This window comes from Paramicrobacterium fandaimingii (genome assembly GCF_011751745.2).
Taxonomy (GTDB): Bacteria; Actinomycetota; Actinomycetes; order Actinomycetales; family Microbacteriaceae; genus Paramicrobacterium; species Paramicrobacterium fandaimingii.
The window spans coordinates 275,814-302,027 of the sequence record NZ_CP061170.1; the positions used below are offsets into that span (position 1 = coordinate 275,814).

Sequence of the window (26,214 nt, forward strand, 5' to 3'; positions counted from 1 at the left end):
AACCGCGTCACCCATCGAGACGGTGCCGCGCACGACGCAGAATGGGTTGACGGAGCAGTCGGCGCCGATCACGATTCGATCGGTGAGATAGGCGGATGCCGCGATGTAGCTGCGGTCTCCGAGAGCGAGCTCGTCTGCATTCACGGAGGCAAGTTCCGAGACGAAGCACTCGGCGCCGATGCGCCAGGTTGGGTGGGCGCTCGTGAGCTGCGCGACGTGCTCGCGCTGTGCCCGATGCTCGTCTGCGGATCCCTCGGCCCAGAATGACCACGGGGAGTGCTCGAAGCGGCTGATCACGACGCTCGTCCCGGCGCTGCCGTCGACGCCCGCAGGTTGAGGGAAGGGCTGAGAAGCACTCGATGCGCAGCCCTGTCTGGGTCGGCAAGGCGGCCAAGCAGCAGATCGTAGGCGGTGCGGCCGAGCTCAAAACGAGGCGGATGCACCGCTGTGAGCGCAGGGCTTCCGAGCCGAGCAATCTCGTCGTCGTACGCGATCACCGAGAGGTCTCCCGGAACCGACAGACCGCGGGCAAGGGCGAGATCCACGATGGCGAGAGCCACAGCATCCGGGTGAATGAGCACGGCAGTCACGCCCTCATCTTTGAGCTGATCAAGGATGTGCGCCGCCGATTCGCCGAATTCGGGGCTCCGGTGGTCGGCAACGACGTGCTCCGTCGCCGTCACGTTCGCCGACGCGCACCCGGGCCGCCACCCGCTGATCACCTTGCGCGATGTCGGAGAGTCCTGCGTCGTGATGAGGCTGAGATGCCGATGACCAAGCTCCGCCAGGTGGTGCGCGGCCATTGCCGCGCCCAAAGCGTGATCCGTCGTCACAGACTCGGCTGGCGCGCTGTCCCCCGGCATCGTTGCATCGCGCTCGGCAAGCACGAACGGCAGTCCGGTGTTGTGCAGCCACTCAACGACATCCCCCGCGTGCGGCGTGTCGGTGTTCGGCGCGACGATGAACGCATCTGCACCTTCGCGTTCAACCATGCGCTGCAGAACCGGGCGCTCGTCTTGAAGCTCATATGACGTTCCACGCAGCAGAACCCGCGCTCCGTTGTCGTTCGCCCGCTTCTCGATTCCCCGAACGACTCCGGGCCAGTAGTAGCTGAGCGAGGGCACAAGCACTCCGACAGAGTGAATCGTTGTTCGTCGCTCCCCGGAGTCAGCGACGACGCCCCCCTCTGGCGGTACGGCGCCGCCGTGAACGCGAAGCAGTAGGCCCTCTTCTTCCATGAGCTTGAGGTCTCTGCGAAGGGTGACGGCAGTGACCCCGAGCTCGGCGGTGAGCGCAGTGATGCGCACGGAGCCGGCGTTCGCGAGGGCACGCAGAATTGCCTTTCGCCTGGATGCGGCGAGAGGCGCATGTGGCTCATTCATCGTTCTCCTCCTGAGCAATCTTGCCGTATTGTCACGATCAGCTCTGACAGCGCAGACACATCGATGTCGAGTCGCGTGAGCGTCTCGCCCCAGACGTCCGTCAGCAGCGGATCGTCGAGGTGCTGTGTCGTCAACGCTGCCGGTGCAGACGAGTTCCAGGTGACGTCGACAGGCGTTGCGCCGCCGAGCGGAACGACGTGTGCCGCGCCGGGGGCGAGGGCGACTCGACCGGCAAGCAGCACGCGAACCTGACTCGAACCGGCGTGGCGGAGGGTGTCATCGAGCCACGTCCAGCTGTCGTGCACGGTCACGCAGAGCGCGGATCGGTCAAGCCGCGTCGTCCGATTCCATCTCACACGGCCGCCCAGCCCATAGGCAGATGCGAGGTCGAGCGAAAGCGCGTCATTCTCAGCAGACACCGCGTGCGCGGCGAAGTCGGAGCCCGTCGGCTGCGTGTGCCCGGCAATCACCGGGACGTTGTGCCAGGCGCTCTGCATCATCCACAGGGCGTATCGATCATCGCTGAACGTCTGCGCTGTGTATGTCGGACGCCCCGCATCGACGATGACGGGCACCCCGTCGCTTGTGACGATCACCGACCCGACGTCATTGTGATTATGGCTCTCGTCATTGTGGCCACCCTTCGCGGCGACGGCAAGCCCGTGCCGCTCGCCCGCCGCCTCTCTCACGATGAGAAGCTGCGTCGACGGCAGCCATACGCGCTCGGGCAGCGGTGCCCGGCCGCTGTGGTCTGCGTGCTCGTCTGTCAGAGCGAGGGCAAGGCGACCGAGGCCCATCGTCTCGCTTGCGTCGAGAACAGGATGCTGGGAGCGGGCAAAGTCGAGTGCATGACTGTCGCCGACTCTGCGGCCTGCGCGTGCGAGCACATGCCATGGCTGCGGCTCCAGCGCCCGCGCGCGGGCGTCGGAGACAGACACGAACCAGTGGTCACCGAGGTGCATTCGATAGGGAAACGCGATGGTTTCGCGCAGGGTGGAGATATCGCCCAGCGGGTCGATCGCATCGTGCGTGGCGAACCCCAGCAGATCCAGGGCCTCGAGCAGGCGAGCCGCACCGGCCCACCAGTACTGGTAGCCCTCGTCGACGGCCCCATCGTCGGGCAGATCGGCGACGTAGCGGTCGAGGCCGACGATGACGCGGCAGACGATCTGTGCGCGCAGTGCCGCATCGTCCGGAGAATCGAGAAGGCGAAGCGCGGCCGTCAGAACGTTGCCGAGAATCCACGGCGTCCAATTGATCGTCGTGCGTTCGTCGCCCATCCACCACCAATCGTCACGGGTGACGAAGGGGTCGAGCACCCGCGAGCGCACCTCGTGGCGAATGCGCGATTGCACACCCGGATACGTCGCTTCGAGCTCTGCACCGAGAAGGTGATCAAGCCACGCGAGATGCGCAGCGATCTCTCCGGCCCCGAGGTCGAGCACCGGCGCCGCGACATCCGGAAGCACCCACCCACGCTTTGCGTGTGCCTCGTCGTGGGCGGGCCAGCACCAGCTGCTCTGCTCGCACAGCAAGATCACGCCGTCGAGAATCTCAGCACGCCAGATCTCGTCGCCCGTGAGGGCGGCCGCGATGACTGAACGGCTGCTGCGCTGCACGCGCGCGAACGCATTCTGCTCCCACGTATTGCGGTCTCCATCGCTGAAGACTCGCGCGGCGTCGTGCGCAAGCGGTTGAGGCCAGGGCGTGCCCTTGTCGGCAAGCGCATGCCGAATCAGCTCCGGTGCACTGGCGCTCTGCCAGGCATCACGGTCGTGCGCGGGTGGCGCGGGCAATGACGCTTCAGGAGGCAGCAGGTGGGTTTGCAGTGCGGTCGACAGTGTGCTGGCGGTGCACCCCAGCTGAGAAACAACGTGGCTCAGCAGAGGGCCTGGATCCGTTCGGCGCAGCATCATTGCTCCTGTCGTCAGTGTGATTCTCGCAATGAAACGATCATAACCGAACACAGTGATCATAAAAGTATTGAAACCTGTGCATCTGATTGCTAATGTCGCCTGTGTTTGGAAAAGCAACCACTATTCACAGGAGAATTTGTGACCAACGATGGGACGCCACGAAGCAGTGGCGAGTGGACGCGCGACGACTGGGTGTCGTTCGCCGATCGGCTGCTGGCTCCCGTTCGTCGTTATGCGTCGCCGGGCTGCGCGCGTGTGACGTTCCCCGGGCCCGAGGGCGGTTACGGCCGCGCCGTCGATGGGCTCGAAGGCTTTGCCCGCACATTCCTGATCGCGGGATTTCGCATTGCCGGTGCTCGAGGCGTCGGCGTCGACGACCTGATCGAATTCTGTGCACGGGGAATCGCGACGGGCGTTGACCCGGAGGCATCCGATCGCTGGGTTCGCCTCGACGAGCATCCTCAGGCAAAGGTCGAGGCGGCGTCGCTCGCACTTGTTCTCGACCTCACGCGGCCCTGGCTGTGGAACACGCTTGATGCGGTCACTCAGCAGCGCGTCATCGACTACCTGGCCCCCGTTGTCGGCGACGATACGTACCCGCGCAACAACTGGCTGTGGTTTCGCATCGTTGTGCAGACGTTCTTGCGCTCCGTCGGCGGCCCATGGTCGCAGCGCGACGTCGACGACGACCTCGCCCGTCATGACTCATACCGACGGCAGGGAGGCTGGTTCTCTGACGGCGACGGTCGTGCCTTCGACCATTACGCCGGCTGGGCAATGCACCTGTATCCGGTGCTGTGGGCGCGGATGGCTGGCGCGTCGGAGATCGGTGGTGTCGAGGCGGCGACTGACGTGCGCGCGCTCGACGAGTACATCCAGGATGCTCGGCACCTCGTCGGCGCTGACGGTTCTCCGCTGATTCAGGGTCGAAGCCTGATCTACCGCTTCGCCGCGGCCGCGCCGTTCTGGGCGGGCGTCATCGCAGAAGTGCCTTCCACATCGCCAGGTGCCCTGCGGCATGCAGCAGAGAAGATCGTGCGTCACTTCGACGACAGGGGAGCACCGAACAGCGAGGGCGTGCTGACGATGGGCTGGCACAACGAATGGCGCCAGCTCGCGCAGAGCTACTCGGGCCCAGGATCGCCCTACTGGGCGGCAAAGGGGCTCTTGGGAATCTCGCTTCCCGCAGACCACCCGGTGTGGCAGTCCCCGGCCGAGCCTCTGCCGGCCGAGGAGCGAGACTTCACCCGCTTCATCAGCGCTCCACAGTGGGCGGTATCGGGAACGGCAGACGACGGCATCGTGCGCGTTGCTAACCACGGCACGTCGCGCGACGATGACGACGCGCTCGTTGGGGGCTCGCCTCTGTATACGCGGCTCGGCTATTCGACGGCAACGAGCTCGCTTCTCGATGACCGAGCGTGGGAGCAACCGCTCGAGCAATCCCTCTCTCTCGTCGACTCCGACGGGCGAGCTACACATCGTTCGGCACTCGAATCACTCGAGGTGCACACAGACGACGCAACGATCGCCGTCGCCGCGGCATCGCGGTGGCGCGCTCACCTCATGAGCTTCGACGCTCACCAGCAGGGGCACGGCTCGGGAATGACGGGCGAGGCGACGAGCATTGCGACCATCACTGCCGTTTCGGTTTTGCGCGGCGCGTGGGAAGTTCGCCTTGCGCGTGTCGACGACATCGCCGCCGCCGACTCCTGGTCTCTGCGGTGGGGCGGCTGGCCCGTGCCCGCGGACGGAACCCTCGTCAGCAGCATCCACTCGCTCGGGAGGGATGCTGATGCCTCTGCGATCACCCAAACCGACGCGAGCCCTCTTACCGCTGTGACGACGGTGCCAACGCTCACAACGCCTCTCGCCACCGGATCGTGGCAGGCTGCCCTGCTCGCCCTGGCGGGCACAACAGACACAGGCGACGCGAGCATCACGATCGATGCCGACCTCGCGAGCATCTCGTGGCCCGACAACACGTCGACGGTTCTTCGGCTGCCGAGCGCAGCATCCGGCCCCATTCTGTCCGACCCCAACCAGTCCCTTCATTACGGGACACCTCGGTGATCCGCCCCGGAATCACCTTTCCTGCAGCAAAGGAGCAGCACGCATGAAACGCACAACACTTGCCATAGCCGGCGTCGCCGTCGCGGCCCTCGCACTCACCGGGTGCTCGGGCAACAGTGGCACAGCGTCGGGCGGCGACGAAGATACGCTCACGGTCTCGGGCTGGAGTCTCAGCTCGACACCCGAGTTTCAGCTTCTCGCCGATGGGTTTGAAGCTCAGCACGACGGCGTGACCGTCGACCTCGTCGAATATAACCCCGACGACTACAACACGCTCTTGACGGCAGACCTCGCCGCGGGCAAGGGGCCAGACGTCATTACGCAGAAGGAGGTCAAGTACCTCACGACGTTCCAAGAGGGCGGTCAGCTGCTCGATGTCTCTGACGTGAAACTGCCAGACGGCATCAGCGGAGCCGACTCGTACATTATTGACGGCACAGCCTATGCGACGCCGTATCGCCAAGATTCCTGGGTGCTCTATTACAACAAGGCACTGTTCGAGCAGGCGGGCGTCGATGAGCCAGATGGCTCGTGGACGTGGGATGACTACGTCGCCGCCGCCGATGCTCTGAAGGCAGGCTTCGCGGATGCCGGTGTGGACGCCACGCCGATTTATCAGCACAGCTGGCAGTCAACGGTTCAGGGTTTCGCCACTGCACAGACGGGCAGCAGCATCCTGGATGGCGACTTCGGCTACCTCAAGGAGTACTACCAGCGGGTGCTCGACCTGCAGTCGAACGGCGACCAGGTTCCGTTCAACACCGTCACGGCGAACAAGCTCACCTACCAGGGCGAGTTCGGCAAGCAGAGCGCGGCGCTCATGCCCATGGGTACCTGGTTCACGGCAACGCTCGTTGCGCAGCAGGCATCGGGTGAGGCAGACGACTTCGAGTGGGGAATCGCGCCGATTCCTCAGGCAGATTCCTCGACAACGGGAACCGATGCCACACCCGTCACATTCGGCGACCCCACAGGGTTCGGAATCAACGCAAATGTGAGCGACGAGAAGGCAGAGCTGGCCAAGCAGTTCCTCGAGTATGCAGCGAGCGAGGATGCCGCGACGGCGCTCGCCGGCATCGGCATTACGCCGGCGCTGCTGACGGATGCTGTCACCGAGGCGTACTTCGCCGTTGAGGGAACCCCGCAGGATGACCTGTCGAAGTTCGCGTTCTCGACGCACGAGACACTGCCAGAGAACCCGACGAGTCCGGATACCGCGACAATTCAGAACATTCTGAATGATCTGCACACGGCAGTGCTCTCGGGGTCGCAAGACATCGACAGCGCCATCACCGACGCTGAAGACCGCTTCGCCAACGAGATCGGCTGACACTGCTCGGCCACCGGCCGGAGAGGCGAACCTCTCCGGCCGGCACAACACTTCACCCGGGAGCTCACATGACTTCAACAGCCGAGCGGTCGGCATCAGCCGCCTCCGCCCCACCCCGACGACGGCGGTCGCGTCTGCGGCTGCGCAATACCCTGCTCGGGTGGAGCTTCATCTTGCCGAACTTCATTGGGTTCGTGTTGCTGACGCTCATTCCCGTCATCACCGTGTTCTACATGTCGCTGACCGACTGGAATATCTTCGGCTCATCGCAGTTTCTCGGGTTCGACAACTTCATCAAGCTCGCGGGCGACAAGAGCTTTCACACGGCGTTTCTGAACACGCTGTACTTCGCGGTGCTTCACATTCCGCTGACCATCGTCGTCTCACTCGGCCTTGCACTGCTGTTGAATTCAAAGCTGCGCGGCGTCGCGTTCTTTCGCACAGCCGCCTTCTTCCCCTACATCACGTCCATCGTCGCGATCGCGCTTGTCTGGAACCTGCTCTTCAGCCCCGAGTACGGCCCAATCAACCAGGTGCTCGGCTTTCTCGGCATCCAGAACCCTCCTGGCTGGCTGACGAGCTCAGACTGGTCGATGCCCGCCGTTGTCGTCGTTGAGACGTGGCGACGCATGGGCTACTACATGGTGCTCTTCCTCGCCGGCTTGCAGACGGTGCCTCGTGAGCTGCACGAGGCTGCGCGCGTAGACGGCGCGAACGTCGTTCAACGCTTTTTCAATGTGACACTTCCGGCTTTGCGCCCCACGATGTTCTTCGTCACCGTCATGCTCACCATCGAGTCGCTCAAGATTCTCGACCTCATCATCGTGCTCACTGACGGCGGGCCCGGGCAGTCGACGACGGTGATTGCGCAATTCATCTGGACGAAGGGCTTTGAGGAGAACCAGTTCGGGTACGCCTCGGCGGCATCCGTTGTGCTTTTCGCTTTGTGTCTCGTCGTCACAATCATTCAGTTCCTCTGGAACAAGCGGAAGGAGAACTGACCGTGAGCGAGACGAAAGCACTGATCACTCCCCCCGGCGCTGACGAGATTCGGGCACGCAAGCGTCCCCTCGCGCCATCGCGGACGCCCCGTCACCGGATCGGCCGAGCCGTCTTGTACGTCATGCTGATTGCCGCGGCCGTCGCCATGCTCATTCCGTTCTTCTGGATGGTGATGAGCTCGCTGAAGGATGCAAACTCGGTGTTCTCTGTTCCTGTCCGCTGGTGGCCCGACGTGTTCGTCTGGCAGAACTACGTGGAGATCTGGCAGGAATCGGGAATTCTCACGTGGATTAAGAACACGCTCATTCTCTCGGTCGGCGTGACGCTGCTTCAGGTGACCACCGGCTCGTTCGCCGCCTACGGGTTCTCGCGCATCAGGTTCCCCGGCCGCGACGCTCTGTTTCTGCTCTACATCGCGACAATCGCGGTGCCGTGGCAGTCGTACATGATTCCGCAGTTCATCATGCTGTCGAACGCGGGCCTCGCGAACACACTCTGGTCCATTCTGCTGCTGCAGGCGTTCGGTGCCTTCGGCGTCTTCCTCATGAAGCAGTTCTACGAGAGTGTCCCCGAAGAGCTGAGCGAGGCCGCGCGGCTTGACGGCCTCAGCGAGTACGGCATCTGGGCGCGCATCATGCTGCCGCTCTCGGTTCCCGCGATCGCGACGTTGTCTCTGCTCACCTTCGTGAACACCTGGAACGACTTTCTCGGACCACTCATCTATCTGCGGGACCCGAGTCTCTGGACCATGCAGTTGGGACTCAACAACTTTGTGTCGAGCCTCTACGACGTTGACTACGGCGTGCTGTTCGCCGGGCTTGTGATCTCGGTTGTTCCCATCGCGATCGTCTTCCTTCTCGGCCAGCGCTACTTCGTTGAAGGCGTGGCGACAAGTGGATTGAAGGGCTGAACGGATGCTGAAACGGATTCCACACGGTTTCTATGCGACGGTCTTCGGTACCGCGTTTCTTGCGATGGGCGTCAATGTTCTGCTCATCGTCGCGTGCGTGCCGTTTCTCACGCTGCTTATGACGACCGACCCGTCGCTCTCGTGGCCGCTGCTCGCGGTGACGGGTGCCGCGTGCGCGCCGGGCCTCGCGGCATCCTTCTCTGTGTTTCGCCAGCACAAGGCAGGCGAGAACCGAGTGGTGAAGCCCTTCATCGACGCTCTGCGGGCAACATGGAAACCGGCGCTCGCCGTCGGGTTTCTCGTGGCAGCTGCCGTGGTTGTCGCGGTTGTCGACGTGATGATGCTCGCGCCTACCGAGTTTGGAATGCTCGTCGCCCCCGTGCTCGCTGTCGTTGCCGTTGTCGCCCTCGCCACGGGTGCTGTGTCGCTCGTGGCGATCAGTGAGACACCGGATGCTCGTCTGCGCGACGTTGTGCGCGTCGCCGCGGTGGTGAGCGTTCGGCGTTGGTACCTCTCGGTGGCATCCCTCGCCGTGATCGGCTTTCAGGCGGCAATCGTCGTGGCGGCGCCCGCGCTCGGCATCGGCATCACGTCTGCAGCGTGCCTGTACATCGTGTGGGCAGGGTCGCGCTTTGCCCTGCAGCAGGTGACGGCTCCCGCATCACAGGGTGCCGCCGCATGAGCGGGCGGCTTCGCGTGATCAACGCTGTGCTTCCCGGCACCCTGACAGCGTCTTCTGAACAGTACCTCGCTCGCTCGCTCGCCGAGGTCGGCAACGTCGTGACCGATGTCGCCGAGGCGCAGGTCATGGTCACGGGGTGGGGCACGCAGCGCATTGACGCGGCGGTGCTCGATCGTGCGCCCGAGCTGAGCTGCATTCTGCACGTGGGCGGCACTGTGAAAGATCTCTTGGCACCGGAAGTGTGGAGACGGGGAATCGCTGTGTCGTCCGCCGTTGATGCCAATGCGCTGCCCGTCGCCGAATACACGCTCGCCATGATTCTGATGGCGAACAAGCGCATTCTGCCCATCGCCCGTCGATACCGGACCGAACGCACATTCATCGATCAAGCGGAGCTGGGCACCATCGGCAACTACCGCCGACGCGTCGGCATCGTCGGGGCGTCGCGCATCGGCCGTCGCGTCGTTGCGCTTCTCGCCCCCTTCGACCTCGATGTCGTGCTCTACGATCCGACGCTGACGGATGCCCAGATCCGCGCGCTCGGTGCGGCGCCCTCGAGCCTCGAGGCGCTCTGCGCAACGTGCGACGTCGTCTCCGTGCATGCCCCGGCGCTTCCATCGACCGAGGGAATGATCTCGCGCCCTCTCATCGACGCGATGGCGCCAGGCGCAACGCTTATCAACACGGCTCGTGGGTCGGTCATCGATCAGGATGCTCTCGTCGACCGCGTTTTGCGCGGCGATCTGCACGTCGTGCTTGACGTGACGACCCCGTGGGTTCTCGCCTCGGAGCATCCGTTCTACGAGCATCCCAACGTCGTCTTGACTCCGCACATCGCGGGCTCGGTCGGAAGCGAGGTCGACAGGATGATCGACGTGCAGCTTGCCGAGCTGAGGCGTTTCGCCGCGGGGGAGTATCTCGCGCACCCGGTCGCGTTGAGCAGCCTCGGAACGGCCGCCTGACGCCGACGCATCACGAGCCGTGAACGTCAGGTAACTTTGTAGTGGTGCCCGCGCAGACCCCGCAGCGGAACTGTCATCCCAGAGATTGAGGAAGCGTACATCTATGGCGACCATCATCTACACGCACACCGACGAAGCTCCCATGCTCGCGACACATTCCTTCCTGCCCGTCGTGCAGGCGTTCGCGAGCAAGGCAGGCGTTGAGGTTGAGACCCGCGACATCTCGCTCGCGGGGCGCATCATCGCTGCGTTCTCCGACCTTCTGCCCGAGGAGCAGCGCGAGGCAGATGCCCTCGCCGAGCTCGGTGCGCTCGCGCAGACCCCCGAAGCGAACATCATCAAGCTGCCGAACATCTCGGCATCCGTTCCACAGCTGAAGGCGGTCGTCGCCGAGCTTCAGGCGCAGGGCTTTGCGCTTCCGGACTTTCCAGACGAACCGTCAACCGACGACGAGCGCGACGCGCGCGCACGCTACGACACAGTGAAGGGCAGCGCCGTCAACCCTGTGCTGCGCGAGGGCAACTCCGACCGCCGTGCACCCCGCTCGGTCAAAGAGTACGCACGCAAGCACCCGCACTCCATGGGTGCATGGAAGTCAGACAGCAAGACAGACGTCGCCACGATGAGCGCAGGCGATTTCTTTCACAACGAGAAGTCCGTCACGCTGCCCGCAGACGACGTTCTGCAGATTCGCCTCGTCACGAACGAGGGCGTCACCGTGCTGAAAGACAGCCTGCCCGTGCTGGCGGGCGAGATCGTCGATGGAACGTTCATGAGCGCGAAGGCCCTTGATGCTTTCCTCGCCGATCAGGTGGCTCGGGCAAAGCACGAGGGCGTGCTGTTCTCCGCGCATCTGAAGGCGACGATGATGAAGGTCTCTGACCCGATCATCTTCGGCCACGTCGTGCGCGCCGTTCTTCCCGAGGTCTTCTCGACCTACGGTGAGCAGCTCGCTGCGGCCGGACTGACGCCAGACAACGGACTCGGCAGCATCCTCTCGGGCCTCGACACTCTGCCGGCAGATGTTGCCGACGGCGTTCGCGCGGCAGTCATCGCGGGCTTCGAGGCCGCGCCTCAGATCGCCATGGTCGACTCCGACAAGGGAATCACCAACCTGCACGTACCCTCTGACGTGATCGTTGATGCCTCGATGCCGGCGATGATTCGCGGCGGTGGCATCATGTGGGATGCCGAGGGCAATGCGGCTGAGACGCTCGCCGTGATCCCCGACAGCTCATACGCCGGTGTGTACAAGGCAGTCGTTGACGACTGCAAGGTGAACGGCGCCTTCGACCCCACGACGATGGGCTCCGTGCCGAACGTCGGGCTGATGGCGCAGAAGGCCGAGGAGTACGGCAGCCACGACAAGACGTTCGTGATTGCCGCCGCCGGCTCCGTTGAGGTTGTCAACAAGGCAGGCGACGTGCTCATTCAGCACGACGTCGAGCCGGGCGACATCTGGCGCGCTTGCCAGACGAAAGACATTCCGGTGCGCGACTGGGTGCGCCTCGCCGTCGAGCGGGCCCGCCTGTCGAACACTCCTGCCGTCTTCTGGCTCGACGAGGCCCGCGCGCACGACGCTGAGCTCATCGCCACGGTGAACGACGAGCTGCCGAAGCACGACACCGACGGGCTCGACATTCGCATTCTGAGCCCCGTCGATGCGACGAAGGTCTCCATCGACCGCATCCGCGAAGGCCTCGACACCATCTCGGTGACGGGCAACGTGCTGCGCGACTACAACACCGACCTGTTTCCGATTCTCGAGCTCGGCACGAGCGCCAAGATGCTCTCTGTCGTTCCGCTTCTCGCGGGCGGCGGGCTGTTTGAAACTGGCGCAGGCGGCTCTGCCCCGAAGCACGTGCAGCAGCTTGTCGAGCAGAATCACCTGCGGTGGGACTCCCTCGGCGAGTTCATGGCGCTCGCCGAGTCGTTCCGGCACCTGGCGCGCGTCGAAGACAACAAGCGTGCCGCGGTGCTTGGCGAGACTCTGGATGCCGCGACAGCAACGTTCCTTGACGAGAACAAGTCGCCCTCGCGCAAGGCAGGCGAGCGTGACAACCGTGGAAGCCACTACTGGCTCGCGCGCTACTGGGCCGAGGAGCTCGCGGAGCAGAGTGACGACGCCCCGCTCGCGGCCGCGCTGAAGCCGATCGCCGAGAAGTTCGAGGTGCAGTCCGACCAGATCGAGAAGGAGCTTCTCGAGGTGCAGGGCTCACCCGTCGAGCTCGGAGGCTATTACCGGCCAGATGAGGCCAAAGCGGATGCCGTGATGCGCCCGTCTGCGACACTCAACAGCATCCTGAACACCCTGCACGACTGACGCCGTCGAGGCTTCTCGCGGCCCCCGCTCCCGCGCTATGTGTTCGGGTCACCGCCACAGGTTTTTCGTGGCGCAGCGCTCGAAGTGTGGCGCGGAGCGTGGAGGGTGCGTCGCTCGTCGTCTGGGTGATGCTGCTGCGGGGGCCTAGGTCGGCCCAGTATGCGCCAGAGAACGACAATGGCGATGGCGACGACGATGACTCCGACGCCGATGATCGTCGACTTGATCAGCATGTCGATGAAAAAATGCTCGAGCAGGTCGGCGTGAACGATCATCGGGAGCCGTTCTTGTCGTCGGTGTGCCGCGTGTTCGTGCTCTCAAGTGCGGTCGCCAGCGTCGCGAGCCCCGACGACACGAGGTCGCTGCGGCCGCTTCTGCTGCGCGAGCGATACTCGGCGGCCTTGCGTGCCAGCGGGGCGACACGGCGGGAAGCATTGCTCAGCATGCCACGTCTGCGCAGCCACAGGGCGAGCGCAAACAGCGCGATCGCGATCACAACAACGACAGCGGCGATGATTCCGAAGCGGATAAGCAGAATGTTCATGATCGTCTCGATCGTGTGGTGATCGTTTGCTGGCAGCATCATGCTAAATAAAATAGCATGGGTGTGCTAAAAAAGATACATGCCCAAGATCGTGGATGCCGAGGCCCGGCGTGAAGCCATCGCCGATGCTGTGCTCGCGGTCATTGCCCGCGAAGGCCTCCGCGCAGCGACGCTCTCCACGATCGCCGCGGAGTCGGGTCTCGCCGTGGGCTCGGTGCGCCACTACTTCGTCGGGCACAGCGAGCTTCTGACGTTTGCCGCGGAGGCTCTCGTCGATCGAACGACGGCGCGACTCGAGTCGCATCTCGTCGTACTCACCGCAGCGGGGTCGGCAGCCGCACGCCGTCTGTCTGCCGTCGACATGCTCTGCGAAGTTCTGCCGCTCGATGGAGTGCGCGAGGTCGAAGCCGCGGTGTGGCTGGAATTCGCGGTGGCCGCTCGCCTCTCCACCGAGTTCGCGCATCCGATCGGCATGCTTCACGACGGCCTTCGCGCGCTCGTCACGCGCATCATCACTGCCGGTGTGCAGTCGGGGCGCCTTCGCGCGGGGATCGACGCCGATGTCGAGGTTGCCCGGCTGCACGCGCTCGTTGACGGACTGGTTCTCCATGGCGTTCTGGTGCCGGACACCGGCGACGTGAGTCGTCGAGTGCTCGAAACTCACCTGGACTCTCTCAGTCGATGAGCCCGGATGCCGCGAGGCGACGCACCACCTCCGCGCCGGCCGGTGGGCAGCGGTGCAGCTCCGCGGAGCTGATCCAGTGCAGGGCGCTGACCTCCGCGGCTGGCTGAGGCTCAGCATCCGGAATCCCCGTGAACATCGTCATGCGAACCATCCGGCCCTCGGGCTCACCGTGAGCCTGTGTCACGACTGTGAACGCTTCGCGAACGGTGTGCGGCAGAAGGCCGACGGAGATCTCTTCACGGGACTCGCGCTGGGCAGCCTCGACAAGCGATTCGCCGTCGTCGACCTTTCCTCCCGGCATGAACACGACGTCGCGTCCACGCGCCGTCACCATGAGCACGTGGCGGTCGCGAATGATCGCGACGGCGGCAACGACGATGTCTGGATGTGTTTGAGGGGATGCGGCGTCGAGACTCACTCGTCCAGTCTGCACCAGGCCCTGATGTGAACACCCACGTGCCAATCGATAGACTGGCATCTGCCGCGCAATCCGGCAGTTCTCGATTTACAACCCATTCAGGAGCCATCGTGGCCGCTTCCAGCAGACTCGACGCCGTCATCGCCCTCGCCCGCCATCGCGGGTTTGTTTTTCAAGCGGGTGAGATCTACGGCGGATCACGATCTGCCTGGGACTATGGGCCCCTCGGCGTTGAACTGAAAGAGAACATCAAGCGCCAGTGGTGGCAGTACTTCGTTCGCGGCCGCCAAGACATGGTCGGCCTCGACTCATCGGTGATTCTGCCGAAGGCGGTGTGGGAGGCCTCCGGTCACGTTGAGACGTTCACCGATCCGCTCGTCGAATGTCAGCAGTGCCACAAGCGCCACCGCCAAGACCACCTCATCGAGACGTTCGAAGAGAAGAAGGGCCGTGCTCCCAAAGACGGGATGAGCGAGATTCCCTGCCCCGACTGCGGCACAAAGGGTCGCTGGACCGAGCCGCAGATGTTCTCTGGGCTCGTCAAGACCTTTCTCGGGCCCGTCGATTCTGAAGCCGGCCTCACCTACCTGCGTCCGGAGACGGCGCAGGGCATCTTCGTCAACTTCAACAACGTGATCACGGCGGCGCGCAAGAAGCCGCCATTCGGAATCGGGCAGATCGGCAAGGCGTTCCGCAACGAGATCACCCCGGGCAACTTCATTTTTCGCACGCGCGAATTTGAGCAGATGGAGATCGAGTTCTTCACGGCACCGGAAGACGCGGGTGACTGGTACCAGACGTGGATCGATACGTGCTGGAACTGGTTCATCGACCTCGGAATCGACCCAGAGAACATGCGCCAGTTCGACGTGCCCGAAGACGAGCGCGCCCACTACTCGGCGGGCACGATCGACTTCGAATACCGCTTTGGCTTCACGGGCAACGAGTGGGGCGAGCTCATGGGTGTTGCCAACCGCACTGACTTCGACCTGAAGGCGCATTCCGAAGCGTCGGGCACAGAGCTCAGCTACTTCAACCAGGCATCAGGTGAGCGGTTCATCCCCTACGTGATCGAGCCGTCGTTCGGCCTCACCCGGTCGATGATGGCGTTTCTCGTCGATGCTTACACCGAAGACGAGGCTCCCAACACGAAGGGCGGCGTCGACAAGCGCACGGTGCTTAAGCTCGACCCGCGCCTCGCGCCTGTGAAGGCTGCTGTTCTGCCGCTCAGCCGCAACGAGAAGCTCTCTCCGCTGGCCCGTGAGGTGGGCGATTCGCTGCGTCAGCAGTGGAACGTCGACTTCGATGACGCGGGCGCGATCGGTCGCCGGTACCGCAGGCAAGACGAGATCGGAACGCCGTTCTGCATCACCGTCGACTTCGACTCGCTCGATGACAAAGCAGTGACGGTGCGAGACCGCGACACGATGCAGCAGGAGCGTGTTTCGCTTGATCGTCTGTATGGGTACCTCGCAGAACGGCTGAAAGGCGCGTAGTCACAGTTCGACATGGGTAGTTCTCCCTGTTGACGCACACGCGGCCTTTACGCCACGCTTGAACTACAAAACGTGCATGCGTGCGCAACGCCGTCGGCGGTGCAGCAGCATGCGCGCGAGAAAGGAACTCACGAATGTCTCAGACTCCTCCGCCTCCTGCACCGAATCCGTACCAGGGAGCGCCCGCGCCACAAGACAAGTGGAACGTGCTCTCGATCGTGTCGTTCGTCGGTTCGCTGATCGGCTTCTCGATCATCGCCGCGGTACTCGGCTTCGTCTCGCTGTCGCAGATCAAGAAGACGGGCGAGAAGGGTCGCGGTCTGGCGCTCGCCGCAGTGATCATCGGCCTCATCGCTGTCGTGATTCAGATCATCGTCATCATCGTGGCCATCACGGCGATCGGTGCAGCCAGCACGATCGAGTACTCGACGTACTGATACTCAATACCTGCAGTTCGGGCTCCGCTTCGGCGGGGCCCGAACGTGTTAAGGACGGAAGTTCTTAGGCAGAGGTCTGCGCTGCGGGGTCGTCGCCCGCGGCATCCACATCGATGGCGACGTCGAGATCGAAGAGAACGCTGAGCGCATCGAGATAGCGGTCGTGCTCGCCCGTGCTCGCGAACGCGCGTGCACGGGAGGTGGGCTTATGCAGCAGCCGTCCCATCATGTGACGCAACGCCGCGGCGGCAGTTCCGTCGGGATCGCCCGGCTGAACGCGGGCGATCTCCTCGTCGAGGAGCGCGTGAGCCCGGCGCCGTAACGCGACGACAGCGGGCGCGAGTGACTCTTCAGCCCCGGCGCGTGTGAAGTTGCGGGCGGCGGTTCGCACAATGGCACGCGCGGTGTCTGTCGCCTGCAGCTCGTCGAGAGGCGCGTGGATGCGGATGGTCTCGAGGTCAAGCAGCTCGACGCCGTAGACGCCGCCGACGTCGGGGTCGACGTTGCGCGGAAGCCCGAGGTCGATGACGAGCTGGTACGCATCGTGGTTGACAGGGCAGCCGGGCGTCTCGTCGCGGTGGAGCGCCTCGTGAACGTGAGCCTTCGAGTGAGCGAGCGCAAACTCGATGCGGGCGCGCTGCAGCAGCTCGGCGTCGAGAACGTAATCTTCTGAGACGGTGCAGGTGATGATCACATCGCTCGAGGCGATGGCGGTGTGAAGCCCGTCGGGTTCGATATGGGGGATGCCGTGGCTCGCCGCGAACTTGGCGCCTCTGCCCGATGCCGAGTAGACGCTCACATCGGTGACGCCGCGATCGCGAAGCGCGGCAAGGCTCGCACCCGCATACGCTCCCGTGCCGACGAGCAGAACCCGCGCCGTCGACCAGGTGGTGATGCGACTCGCGGCAAGTTCGAGCGCGAGGCGAACGATTGAGCGCCCCGCTTGCCCGAGCGGCGTGCGATTCTTCACTCCGCGCGACGTCTTCGAGGCATGCTGAAAAAGGCGCTCGAGATCTGACGTCGTCGTTCCCGCTCCCCGGGCGCGCTCAAGCGAACGGCGCACCTGCCCCGCGATCTCGCCTTCTCCGACGACGACCGACTCAAGGCCGGATGCGACAGAGAAGAGATGCTCTGCGGTGTCTTGCTCCGTCGTCACGTGCCACGTTGACGAGAGCGACTCGGCTGAAACGTCGCAGTGCTCGGCGATCGCGTCGGTCGCCGAGCCGAGGGCGCGCGCGAGAGCATCCGGATGCTGGTCGTCGACGTCGACATACAGCTCGAAGCGGTTGCAGGTAGAGACGAGAATGCTGCCCTTGACGGCAGGAGTCGCCTCGGTGACGCGTGCGAGCACCGACGTCGCGTCGACCTGCGAAGAGAGCTGCTCCAGCAGATCGAAGGACGCGTTTTTGTGACTCGCCGTCAGACTCATGAGCACGTGTTCCATGGTAGCCCGCGAAAGCTGTGCAATTGTTCTATGCCGTGTAGAAGAGCATGAGTTCCTCAGGCAACTCTGCGCGCCTTTGAGACAATGGGGGCGTGCACCTTGATTCCGGCCACCCCCTCGCGGCGGGCCTCACCCACGATTCCCGACTGATTCGCGCCTACCGCGGCGATCGACCGCAGACGACGCCCGTCTGGTTTATGCGCCAGGCCGGGCGATCGCTTCCCGAGTACCGTGAGCTGCGCGTGGGCACGGCGATGCTCGACGCGTGCCTCACTCCCGCGATGGCGAGCGAGATCACTCTGCAGCCCGTGCGCAGGCACGGCGTCGATGCCGCCGTGTTCTTCTCTGACATCGTCGTTCCGCTGAAGCTCGTCGGCGTCGATGTGGAGATCGTGCCGGGCAAGGGACCCGTCATGGGGTCGCCCGTGCGAACGAATGACGAGCTCGATGCGCTCGTCTCGCTCGACCCCGCGGTGCTCGACGACGCTCTCGCCCCGGTGATCGAGGCTGTGCGCCGCACCGTCGCCGAGCTTGAGAACATTGCCGGAACGCCGGGCCCGACGCCGCTTGTCGGCTTCGCCGGGGCGCCCTTCACTCTTGCCGCCTACCTGATCGAGGGCGGCCCGTCGAAAGACCACATGCGGGCTCGTGCCCTGATGCACAGCGACCCCCTCGCCTGGTCGCGTCTCATGGCGTGGTGCGCCGATGTCACCGGACGTTTTCTTCGGGCGCAGGTTCTTGCCGGGGCATCCGCTGCGCAGCTGTTCGACTCGTGGGCGGGCAGCCTCTCGCTCACCGACTACAGCGAGAGCGTCGCGCCGGCATCCGCTCGAACCCTCGAGTACGTGCACGACCTCGAATACGCGCGCGACGGCGTCACGCACAGCGTGCCGATCGTTCATTTCGGCGTCGGAACGGGGGAGCTGCTGACGGTGATGCACGAGGTGGGCGCAGACACCGTCGGCGTCGACTACCGCACTCCGCTCGATGTCGCGTCTCGGCGGCTCGGAGGCGTGGTTCCTCTGCAGGGCAACGTCGACCCGGCCATGCTCTTCGCCCCGTGGAACGTGCTCGAAGAACACGTGCGCGAGGTGCTTCGCCGCGGTGAATCGGCACCGTCGCACGTGCTCAACCTTGGCCACGGCGTGCCACCGGATGCCGACCCAGAGGTTCTCACCCGGGTCGTCGAGCTGGTGCACGCCCGATGAAAGGCGGCGTGCCGAGCGAGCGCCACGTCATTGTGGTCGGTGGCGGCATCGCGGGTCTCGTCGCGGCATACGAGTGCGCTCGCATCGGCGTGCGCGTGACGGTGCTCGAGGCAGACGACCGCGTCGGAGGCTGCGTGCGCACCGAGCGCATCGCCGGCGTCGACGTCGACACGGGAGCCGAGAGCTTTGCAACGCGCGGCGGCGCCGTGCGCGGGCTCATCGACGAACTCGGCCTCACGGAGAGCGTGGTGGAGCCCTCGACCGCCGGCGCGTGGCTGGCGTTCGACGACACGGCGGCGCCTCTGCCGAAGGCCGGCATACTCGGCATTCCCTCGAACCCTCTCGCCGACGACGTGCGGCGCATCATCGGTTGGAAGGGTGCGATCCGTGCCTATGCCGATCGCGTCAAACCGGTGCTCACCATCGGAACCGAGCGCAATCTCGGTGAGCTCGTCGAGAAGCGCATGGGCGTCGCCGTGCTCGAGAACCTTGTCGCCCCCGTGACGAATGGCGTCTACTCTGCCGACCCCTCTCAGCTCGACGTGTCGCGCGCATCGCCAGGGCTCAACAATGCGCTCACCATCGCCGGTTCCCTCTCGGGCGCCGTCGCCTCTCTGCGAGACACCTCTCCTGCGGGGGCCGCCGTCGGCGGCTTCGCGGGAGGGATGCGGGTGCTCGTCGACGCCCTGCTCGACACCCTCGCCAACTACGAGGTGAGAGTGCTCACCTCGACACCCGTGACGGCAATCGAGAATGTGGGCGACGAACAGTGGCGTGTGCATGCCGAGACGTCTTCACAGGGCGAGAGCGACGTGCCCGAGACGCTGACGTTCGAGTCCGACGCGGTGATCGTCGCGACGCCCGAGAAGGCGGCCGCGCGGCTGCTCGGCGACCTCGTGCCGACAGCATTCGTTGAGGCAGATGTCGAGCCTCCCACCGTCGACATCGTCACGCTCGCCGTCGACAATGCGCTGCTCGACGAGCACCCCCGCGGCACGGGAGTGCTCACCGCTGCATCCGCGCGGCGCACGGCGAAAGCCCTCACGCACAGCAGCGCCAAGTGGCCGTGGGTGGAAGCGGCGCTCGACACGCCTCACCGGCACATCGTGCGGGTGTCGTTCGGGCGTGCTGGAGAGAAGAACCCGCTCGATGGACTCGACGACGCGCAGATCGCGGATCTCGCGCGCACTGAAGGCTCGGCGCTTCTCGGTGTCGACATTGCCCCGGGCGACGTCGTCGAGACCCTGCGCACACGCTGGACGTCGACGCTCCCGCGCGCGTTCGTCGGGCAGACCGAGCGCGCCAGCAGCATCCGCGACACCATGACGAGCCACCCCGGCCTCGACGTCACGGGCGCCTGGCTCAGCGGAACCGGCCTTGCCTCGGTGATTCCGGATGCCGTGGCAGCGGCAGGGCGAGTGCGAAAGCGCATTGTCTCCGAGGTGCTCGGCGGCGAGTGACGGCATCCGTCTATGCCGTTTTCGGAATAAGAATTGACGGTGCACTTCGTGCAACTGCTCCGAGCGCGTTACGCTGGAAACATTCTGACGCGACGACAGGGAGGCGACATGAAGGGGAAAGTGCTGTTTGTAGCCGGTTTGGCTACCGGTTATGTGCTGGGAACCCGAGCCGGACGCAAGCGTTATGAGCAGATCAAATCTGGGTGGGAGGCGATCTGGAACACCGAGCCGGTGCAGAAGCAGGTGGCAAAGGTCGAGGGGTTCGCCAAAGCGCGCATCTCTGAAGTTCCGCAGGTTCTCGCTTCCGGGGCCAAGAAGGTCGTCTCAACTCTCGTGTCCGATGGGACTCCTGGCGAGAAGCTCGATTCGACGATCTCAACGGCGAAGAAGACGGCTGACGATCTCGACGAGGTGAGCGAGCGCGGTGCGGCGGGTTCGTCTCGGTCGTCTGGGTCGAAGAAGCAAAGCAAGTAGACGGGGGTCGACGATGCCTGATCGCAGCAATGAATCTCTCATTTCCCTTGTGCGCTCTCTGCCCGGGCTCATCACCGACCTCATCAAGGCCGAGATTGACCAGGCGAAGACCAAGGCAATTCACATGGGCAAGTACGCCGGAATCGGCGCTGGCCTCTTCGTGGGTGCACTCATCTTCCTCTACTTTGCGATCGGCGTTCTCGTCGCCGTGGGAATCCTCGCGCTCGCGCTCGTGCTCCCTGCCTGGCTCTCTGCGCTGATCGTCTTCGCGGCGTTTCTGCTGATCGCCATCATCCTTGCGCTCATCGGGGTGTCGTTCTTCAAGAAGATCGGTCAAGATCCAGACCCTGTCGAGAGCGTCAAGCAAGACATCGACGCGCTGAAGGGGGTCGGCTCCTATGACCGATGAGAAGCTGCCAACGGCGGCCGAAGCTCGTGCAGAGCTCGCGTCGACCCTCGACGCGCTCGAAGACAAGCTCAATGTGCCTAAACAGGCCAAAGCGGCCTTCACACGGCTGCGCGCACAGAACCCCACAGCGCTCGTCGCGGGCGCGGCCGGAATCGCAGCAGCCCTCGGGCTGGGCGTCTGGGCGGCCGTTCGCGCGGTCGTCAAGTAAGGGTCGTATGGTGTCGTCGTTCGGCGCGATCATCGCGCCCACGACGTTCACCCGTGCCATTGCGCCTGGCGCATGATCGCACACCGTCGTTTTGCTCTCCGCTGTGTCGTGAGAGATTATGGAGAGCATGACTGCACCTGCCTCTGCTGAGGCTCTGTCGAACCCCAACGACGCCTCCCCTTCAGCGCAGGAAGACCTCCCTCTCAGCGGTTTCACCCTCTGGGCCGTCTTCCGCCGAAACCCCGAATCGCCGGTGGTCGCCACCGAACGATCGGGTTCCGAACTCGATGACGCCGTTCTCGCGGCGGCCGAACTCGGGGTCACCATCCGTGGCTTCTACGATGTCTCGGGGTTCAAGGCCGACGCCGACCTCATGGTCTGGCTCCACGGCGATCGCGCCCACGACATTCAGGCGGCGCTGCGCATTCTGCGGCGCACCGGGCTCATCTCCCCGCTGCTGCCCACGTGGAACGCGATGGCCTGCCACCGCGACGCAGAGTTCAATAAACGGCACGTTCCCGGATTCTTGAAGGGCCTCGCCCCCAAGGACTGGATCGTCGTGTATCCGTTCGTGCGCAGCTACGACTGGTACCTGCTGCCAGACGACGAGCGCTCGCGGATGCTCGCCGATCATGGGCGTAAGGGAGCCTCGTTCCGCGGTGCCATCGCCAATACAGTCGCGGCGTTCGCGCTGGGCGATTACGAGTGGGTGCTGCCCATCGAATCAGACGACCTCTACGAGCTCGTCGACATGATGCGCGACCTGCGGTACACCGACGCACGGCTTCACGTGCGCGAAGAGGTGCCTTTCTACACGGGGCGCCGCATTCAGACATCCGAGATCGCGGAGGTTCTTTCGTGAGCTACGACGCCATTCTGCTCGCCAGCTTCGGCGGGCCCGAAGGCCAAGACGACGTCATTCCTTTTCTCAAGAACGTCACGCGCGGCAAAGGCATCCCCGAGGAGCGTCTCGAAGAGGTTGCCGTGCATTATCGCCATCACGGTGGAGTCTCTCCTATCAACGAGCAGAACCGTGAGCTCAAGGTCGCACTCGAGGCGGAGCTTGCGCGGCAGGGCATCGACCTGCCGGTGTACTGGGGAAACCGCAACTGGAACCCGTACTTCACCGACGCGCTGCGCGAGCTGCACGCCGAAGGCAAGCGTGACGTGCTCGCCATCGTGACGAGTGCGTACACCTCGTACTCGGGCGTCGGGCAGTATCGCGAAGATTTTGAGCGCGCGCTTGACGACACCGGGTTGCGTGACGAGGTGCGCATCAGCCGCATCCGTGAATACTTTGATCATCCGGGTTTCGTCACGCCGTTCGTCGAGGGTGTGCGCTCGGCGCTTGACGAGGTGGCGGATGCCGCAAACACGCACGTCATGTTCGTGACGCACTCGATCCCGACGGCGGCCGCAACCGAATCGGGGCCGGAATTCGGCGAGGGCGGCGCCTACGAGGCGCAGCACCGTGCCGTCGCCGGAGCGATCCTCGATGCCGTCGGCACAGACGTGCCGCACAGCCTCGTCTACCAGTCTCGCTCGGGCAGCCCGGCAACACCGTGGCTCGAGCCCGACATCAACGATGCGATCTCCGAGCTCACCGGCGTTGACAGTCTCGTGATCGTGCCGATCGGCTTCGTGAGCGACCATATGGAAGTTCTCTGGGATCTCGACAACGAGGCGATGGAGTCAGCGACGACGAACGGAATGCGTGCCGTGCGCGTGCCGACCCCCGGCATCCATCCGGCCTATGTCTCTGGGCTCGTCGATCTGCTTCTCGAGCGCATCAACGATGTTCCCGCTTCCGAGCGCCCGCACGAGTCGCCGCTCGGCCCGTGGCCCGACCACCCATCGCAGGGGGCCGCGCTCGAGTCGGCAATGACGAAGACACAATGACGGCACTGCTTGTCGGCACTCGCGGAAGCGCGCTGGCGACGGCTCAGGCCGGCGGCGTCGCGCGGCGCCTCGCCGCGGCGATCGACGGCGAAGCGGAGCTCGTGCGCGTGACGACGCACGGCGACGTGTCACGTGCGTCGCTCTCGAGTCTCGGCGGCACGGGTGTGTTCGCCGCCGCGCTGCGTGAATCGCTTCTCGCGGGCGAATGCGACGTCGTCGTGCACTCGATGAAAGACCTCCCGACGCCATCGTTCCCCGGACTCGCGGTCGGCGCGGTTCCCGAACGTGAAGACGCACGCGACGCGTTGTACGCTCGTGACGGGCTCACCCTGGCGCAGCTCCCGGAGGGCGCGCGCGTCGGAACGGGCTCGCCGCGCCGAATGGCGCAGCTGAAGCATCGCCGCCCCGACCTCGACGTCGTCGATATTCGCGGGAACGTGGGAACACGGCTCGGCTTCGTCGACTCAGGAGAGCTCGACGCCGTTGTGCTCGCTGCCGCTGGGCTTGCCAGGCTGGAGCTCAGCGACCGGGTCACGGAGTACTTCGATCTGGCTGACTGGCCGACGGCGCCGGCCCAAGGCGTGCTTGCCGTCGAAGTGCGTTCAGCCGATCTCGATGCTCTCGGTGCCGACGCACCGCTTCGCCGAGCCTTGGCCGCCGTTCACGACGTCGAGGCGTCTGCCGTCGCCAGCGCGGAGCGCGGAATTCTCGCTCGTCTCGAGGCCGGCTGCGCGGCACCCATCGGTGCGCACGCCGAGATCTCGGGCGACACACTCACCGTCACTGCGCGCGTATACGCGCTTGACGGATCCGAAATGCGCACGCACACTGTGAACATCGCAATCGGTGATGTCCGACCGAGTGCGCACACCCCTGGCACAGCCGCTTCCTCTCACGATGATCGTGCGCTCACCGAGCGTGCGATGAGTGCGGGAGCAGACCTGGCTGACGCGCTCCTCTCCGCAGGAGCCGCTGATATTGCACCGTTGAGGGAATCATGATGACTCCACCGAACAAACCACTGAAGGGCTGGCGTGTCCTGGTGCCGCGTGGCGGCCCCTGGGGAGACGACGTCGCAGCGGAACTCCGGGAACGCGGGGCGACGCCGGTCATCGCCCCGATGATCAACTTCGCGGCAACGTCCGACCCCGAAACGCTGAGCACAGCGCTGGAGGATCTTGCCGCCGGGGCGTTCGATTGGCTCACAGTGACGAGCGCGACGGCTGTCGACGTGCTCTACAGCCAACACGTCAAGGTGCCGTCCTCCACAAAGATCGCCGCAGTCGGCGAGACCACGGCCGCGGCGCTGCAGGCCGTCGGCTACCAGGTTGATCTTCTGCCAGAGAAAGACAACTCGGCAAAGGGAATGGTGGCGCAGCTCACCGCTCTCGAACCAGACCCAAAGAAGTTTCTCTCCCTGCGCTCCGAGATCGCTAAGCCCGTGCTCTCGAAAGGCCTCACCGAGGCAGGGCACGATGTGCGATCCGTCATCGCGTATCGCACCGTCGGCGAGCCCGTGACGCCGAAGGTGCTCGACGACGTCGCCACGGGCCGCACAAATGCGATCCTCGTGACGAGCGGCTCCGTTGCCGAGCAGGTCGTCGAGCAGTTCACGACGCTGCCGCCGACGACGCTCATCGCCGCGATCGGGCCGAGAACAGCGAAGGATGCCGAGAAGGCAGGCCTGACTGTGCACATCGTCTCGCCGCGGCAGACGGTCGAGGCGCTTCTCGACACTGTTGTGCGCGTCGTCGTCTCGGGCGGGCTCGACGAGGCTGTCCGCTCCTCGAAGCAGAGCGAAGTGATTACGTCGGCGATTCGCATCGTCGACGAGCGCAACGAGTCTCAGGCGAGCGGGTCACACTGACGCAGTGCTCGTCGGCGACGCGGTGAGTCCAGCGCACAGGAGCGCGGCGATCGATCGCAGCGTCCGAGCCTCGTGCAATGCCCCTGATTCGAGACCCTCGAGTGGGCGCGCTGTGACGATGGCTCCCCAGGCATCGGCTGCCGCGTGCAAGGCCGACGATTCAGCTCCATGAGGGAGACTCGCGACAAGCACGCTCTCGATCGTTGCGTGAAGAGTGCGCCGATACCGTGTGAGTGCTGCATGCACGTCTGGTCGTGTGTGTGATTCGTGCCAGAGAATTTCGCGCAGCACGTCGGATGCCTCGTGATTGCGCAGAATGCGATCGCCGACATTCATCAAGGCGCGCGCGGGGTTGCCCGGCACCGCGAGCGGGATGGGATCGATGTTCGCTGTCCCGAGCCGTTCTGCCAGCACTGCCGAAAGAACATCGGCCTTTGCCGGGAAATAATAGAACAACAGACCCTTCGGCACATCTGCTGTTCGCGCGATGCGTGCAGTAGAAGTGCCGTCGAACCCGTGAGCGGCGAACAGGGAGACGGCGGCATCGACGATGCGTGCCCGAGCCTGCCCGTCGTCACGGTTATTCATTATGCGTGTGCAGCATTCAGCCCACTGTGCGTCATATGGTGCGCTCGCTGCGCGGGTGCCAGTGCCCAGAGACCGGTGATGACACCGATACCGCCGCAGATCCACGACGTCCAGGCGGGGCCTGCCGTGCTCGCGAACATGCCAGCCCACGGCGAAATGAACATCAGCGCACCGAAGATGGCGACGAGCCATTCCATCGTGCGTGACCCCGGAGCGGCCAAGCTCCAGATTCCCGCGGCGATCATCAGTACGCCGAAGATGATCATCAGCGACATGGATGCACCCGTACGCGGTGTCGTCCAGATGCTTGCCAGTGCTGCGTATAGCCCAGCAGCGACTGCTACCCAGTCCTGCCAGCGTGTCCAGCGTGTCATTGAACTCGCCTTCTTCCCTCTGTTTGGTTCGCTCCCTGACGGGGGCAATTTTCATCATACACGGTTGATTGACCGACCGGTCAAGATTTTTCACACACAGCCCGTGTCCGAACCTTCGACGTA

General features: G+C 64.5%; 27 protein-coding genes. 19 read left to right on the forward strand and 8 right to left on the reverse strand.

Annotated features, from left to right (window positions below; genetic code table 11):
• Positions 1–293 precede the first annotated feature (293 nt).
• Positions 294–1,382, reverse strand: a complete 1,089-nt coding sequence (locus HCR84_RS01375) for a substrate-binding domain-containing protein (protein WP_166982792.1) — start codon at positions 1,380–1,382, stop codon at positions 294–296.
• On the reverse strand, positions 1,379–3,358 hold the full coding sequence (locus tag HCR84_RS01380) for a heparinase II/III domain-containing protein (protein WP_166982791.1): 1,980 nt from the start codon (positions 3,356–3,358) through the stop codon (positions 1,379–1,381). Before HCR84_RS01380 ends, HCR84_RS01375 begins: the two co-directional genes overlap by 4 nt.
• Positions 3,359–3,436: 78 nt before the next feature.
• On the opposite strand from HCR84_RS01380, the gene HCR84_RS01385 reads away from it, so the two are divergent.
• The 7 genes from HCR84_RS01385 (at position 3,437) to HCR84_RS01415 (ending at position 12,580) form a co-directional block, all read left to right on the forward strand.
• Positions 3,437–5,371 carry a DUF2264 domain-containing protein gene (locus HCR84_RS01385; RefSeq protein ID WP_166982789.1) on the forward strand — a complete coding sequence of 645 codons (1,935 nt, stop codon included), beginning with the start codon at positions 3,437–3,439 and terminating at the stop codon, positions 5,369–5,371.
• 43 nt (positions 5,372–5,414) lie between these two features.
• Positions 5,415–6,701, forward strand: coding sequence for an ABC transporter substrate-binding protein (locus HCR84_RS01390; RefSeq protein ID WP_166982787.1), 1,287 nt, complete (start codon positions 5,415–5,417; stop codon positions 6,699–6,701).
• A gap of 68 nt (positions 6,702–6,769) precedes the next feature.
• Positions 6,770–7,702, forward strand: coding sequence for a carbohydrate ABC transporter permease (locus tag HCR84_RS01395; protein ID WP_166982785.1), 933 nt, complete (start codon positions 6,770–6,772; stop codon positions 7,700–7,702).
• 2 nt (positions 7,703–7,704) lie between these two features.
• On the forward strand, positions 7,705–8,613 hold the full coding sequence (locus tag HCR84_RS01400; RefSeq protein ID WP_235940888.1) for a carbohydrate ABC transporter permease: 909 nt from the start codon (positions 7,705–7,707) through the stop codon (positions 8,611–8,613).
• A gap of 4 nt (positions 8,614–8,617) precedes the next feature.
• A complete protein-coding gene (locus HCR84_RS01405; RefSeq protein WP_166982783.1) occupies positions 8,618–9,295 on the forward strand; it encodes a ferredoxin-NADPH reductase in 678 nt (225 codons plus the stop codon).
• Entirely contained in the window at positions 9,292–10,257 is a 966-nt protein-coding gene (locus HCR84_RS01410) for a hydroxyacid dehydrogenase (protein WP_166982781.1), read from the forward strand. Before HCR84_RS01405 ends, HCR84_RS01410 begins: the two co-directional genes overlap by 4 nt.
• 103 nt (positions 10,258–10,360) lie before the next feature.
• Positions 10,361–12,580: an NADP-dependent isocitrate dehydrogenase gene (locus HCR84_RS01415; RefSeq protein ID WP_166982779.1), complete on the forward strand. Its 2,220-nt coding sequence runs from the start codon at positions 10,361–10,363 to the stop codon at positions 12,578–12,580.
• A 35-nt stretch (positions 12,581–12,615) separates the two neighbouring features.
• On the opposite strand, the gene HCR84_RS01420 is transcribed toward HCR84_RS01415, so the two are convergent.
• Both HCR84_RS01420 and HCR84_RS01425 read right to left on the reverse strand, forming a co-directional pair.
• Positions 12,616–12,855, reverse strand: a complete 240-nt coding sequence (locus tag HCR84_RS01420) for a hypothetical protein (protein WP_166982777.1) — start codon at positions 12,853–12,855, stop codon at positions 12,616–12,618.
• Positions 12,852–13,166, reverse strand: coding sequence for a hypothetical protein (locus HCR84_RS01425; RefSeq protein ID WP_166982156.1), 315 nt, complete (start codon positions 13,164–13,166; stop codon positions 12,852–12,854). Before HCR84_RS01425 ends, HCR84_RS01420 begins: the two co-directional genes overlap by 4 nt.
• A 37-nt stretch (positions 13,167–13,203) precedes the next feature.
• Between HCR84_RS01425 and HCR84_RS01430 the strand changes: the two genes are divergently transcribed.
• Positions 13,204–13,809, forward strand: coding sequence for a TetR/AcrR family transcriptional regulator (locus tag HCR84_RS01430; RefSeq protein WP_166982775.1), 606 nt, complete (start codon positions 13,204–13,206; stop codon positions 13,807–13,809).
• Here HCR84_RS01430 and HCR84_RS01435 read toward each other — a convergent pair.
• Positions 13,799–14,227 (reverse strand): NUDIX hydrolase, encoded by a 429-nt coding sequence (locus HCR84_RS01435; protein WP_235940889.1) that lies wholly within the window; start codon positions 14,225–14,227, stop codon positions 13,799–13,801. The genes HCR84_RS01430 and HCR84_RS01435 overlap by 11 nt on opposite strands.
• A gap of 110 nt (positions 14,228–14,337) precedes the next feature.
• On the opposite strand from HCR84_RS01435, the gene HCR84_RS01440 reads away from it, so the two are divergent.
• On the forward strand, positions 14,338–15,723 hold the full coding sequence (locus HCR84_RS01440; RefSeq protein ID WP_166982770.1) for a glycine--tRNA ligase: 1,386 nt from the start codon (positions 14,338–14,340) through the stop codon (positions 15,721–15,723).
• A 134-nt stretch (positions 15,724–15,857) separates the two neighbouring features.
• Entirely contained in the window at positions 15,858–16,160 is a 303-nt protein-coding gene (locus HCR84_RS01445) for a DUF4190 domain-containing protein (protein WP_166982768.1), read from the forward strand.
• Between the two features lie 64 nt (positions 16,161–16,224).
• Here HCR84_RS01445 and HCR84_RS01450 read toward each other — a convergent pair whose 3' ends face one another.
• Positions 16,225–17,589, reverse strand: coding sequence for a glutamyl-tRNA reductase (locus HCR84_RS01450; RefSeq protein WP_235940929.1), 1,365 nt, complete (start codon positions 17,587–17,589; stop codon positions 16,225–16,227).
• A gap of 107 nt (positions 17,590–17,696) precedes the next feature.
• On the opposite strand from HCR84_RS01450, the gene hemE reads away from it, so the two are divergent.
• From hemE to HCR84_RS01495, 9 genes are all read left to right on the forward strand, one after another.
• A complete protein-coding gene (gene hemE / locus HCR84_RS01455) occupies positions 17,697–18,812 on the forward strand; it encodes a uroporphyrinogen decarboxylase (protein WP_166982764.1) in 1,116 nt (371 codons plus the stop codon).
• 8 nt (positions 18,813–18,820) lie between these two features.
• A complete protein-coding gene (gene hemG, locus HCR84_RS01460) occupies positions 18,821–20,272 on the forward strand; it encodes a protoporphyrinogen oxidase (RefSeq protein ID WP_235940890.1) in 1,452 nt (483 codons plus the stop codon).
• Positions 20,273–20,380: 108 nt separating this feature from the next.
• Entirely contained in the window at positions 20,381–20,746 is a 366-nt protein-coding gene (locus tag HCR84_RS01465; RefSeq protein ID WP_166982760.1) for a hypothetical protein, read from the forward strand.
• Between the two features lie 13 nt (positions 20,747–20,759).
• Positions 20,760–21,155, forward strand: a complete 396-nt coding sequence (locus tag HCR84_RS01470; protein ID WP_166982758.1) for a phage holin family protein — start codon at positions 20,760–20,762, stop codon at positions 21,153–21,155.
• A complete protein-coding gene (locus HCR84_RS01475) occupies positions 21,145–21,363 on the forward strand; it encodes a DUF3618 domain-containing protein (RefSeq protein WP_166982756.1) in 219 nt (72 codons plus the stop codon). The genes HCR84_RS01470 and HCR84_RS01475 overlap by 11 nt, the downstream gene beginning before the upstream one ends.
• 127 nt (positions 21,364–21,490) lie before the next feature.
• Positions 21,491–22,225 (forward strand): hydrogen peroxide-dependent heme synthase, encoded by a 735-nt coding sequence (gene hemQ, locus HCR84_RS01480; protein ID WP_166982754.1) that lies wholly within the window; start codon positions 21,491–21,493, stop codon positions 22,223–22,225.
• Complete coding sequence (locus HCR84_RS01485; RefSeq protein ID WP_235940891.1) at positions 22,222–23,262, forward strand: ferrochelatase; 1,041 nt, start codon at positions 22,222–22,224, stop codon at positions 23,260–23,262. The genes hemQ and HCR84_RS01485 overlap by 4 nt, the downstream gene beginning before the upstream one ends.
• The gene (gene hemC, locus HCR84_RS01490; protein WP_166982752.1) at positions 23,259–24,263 is read left to right on the forward strand and encodes a hydroxymethylbilane synthase; all 1,005 of its coding nucleotides are present in this window, start codon (positions 23,259–23,261) and stop codon (positions 24,261–24,263) included. The genes HCR84_RS01485 and hemC overlap by 4 nt, the downstream gene beginning before the upstream one ends.
• Complete coding sequence (locus HCR84_RS01495; protein WP_166982750.1) at positions 24,260–25,129, forward strand: uroporphyrinogen-III synthase; 870 nt, start codon at positions 24,260–24,262, stop codon at positions 25,127–25,129. The genes hemC and HCR84_RS01495 overlap by 4 nt, the downstream gene beginning before the upstream one ends.
• On the opposite strand, the gene HCR84_RS01500 is transcribed toward HCR84_RS01495, so the two are convergent.
• Both HCR84_RS01500 and HCR84_RS01505 read right to left on the reverse strand, forming a co-directional pair.
• Positions 25,121–25,717 (reverse strand): TetR/AcrR family transcriptional regulator, encoded by a 597-nt coding sequence (locus HCR84_RS01500; RefSeq protein ID WP_166982748.1) that lies wholly within the window; start codon positions 25,715–25,717, stop codon positions 25,121–25,123. The genes HCR84_RS01495 and HCR84_RS01500 overlap by 9 nt on opposite strands.
• Entirely contained in the window at positions 25,717–26,091 is a 375-nt protein-coding gene (locus HCR84_RS01505) for an SPW repeat protein (RefSeq protein ID WP_166982746.1), read from the reverse strand. The genes HCR84_RS01500 and HCR84_RS01505 overlap by 1 nt, the downstream gene beginning before the upstream one ends.
• Between the last annotated feature and the right edge of the window lie 123 nt (positions 26,092–26,214).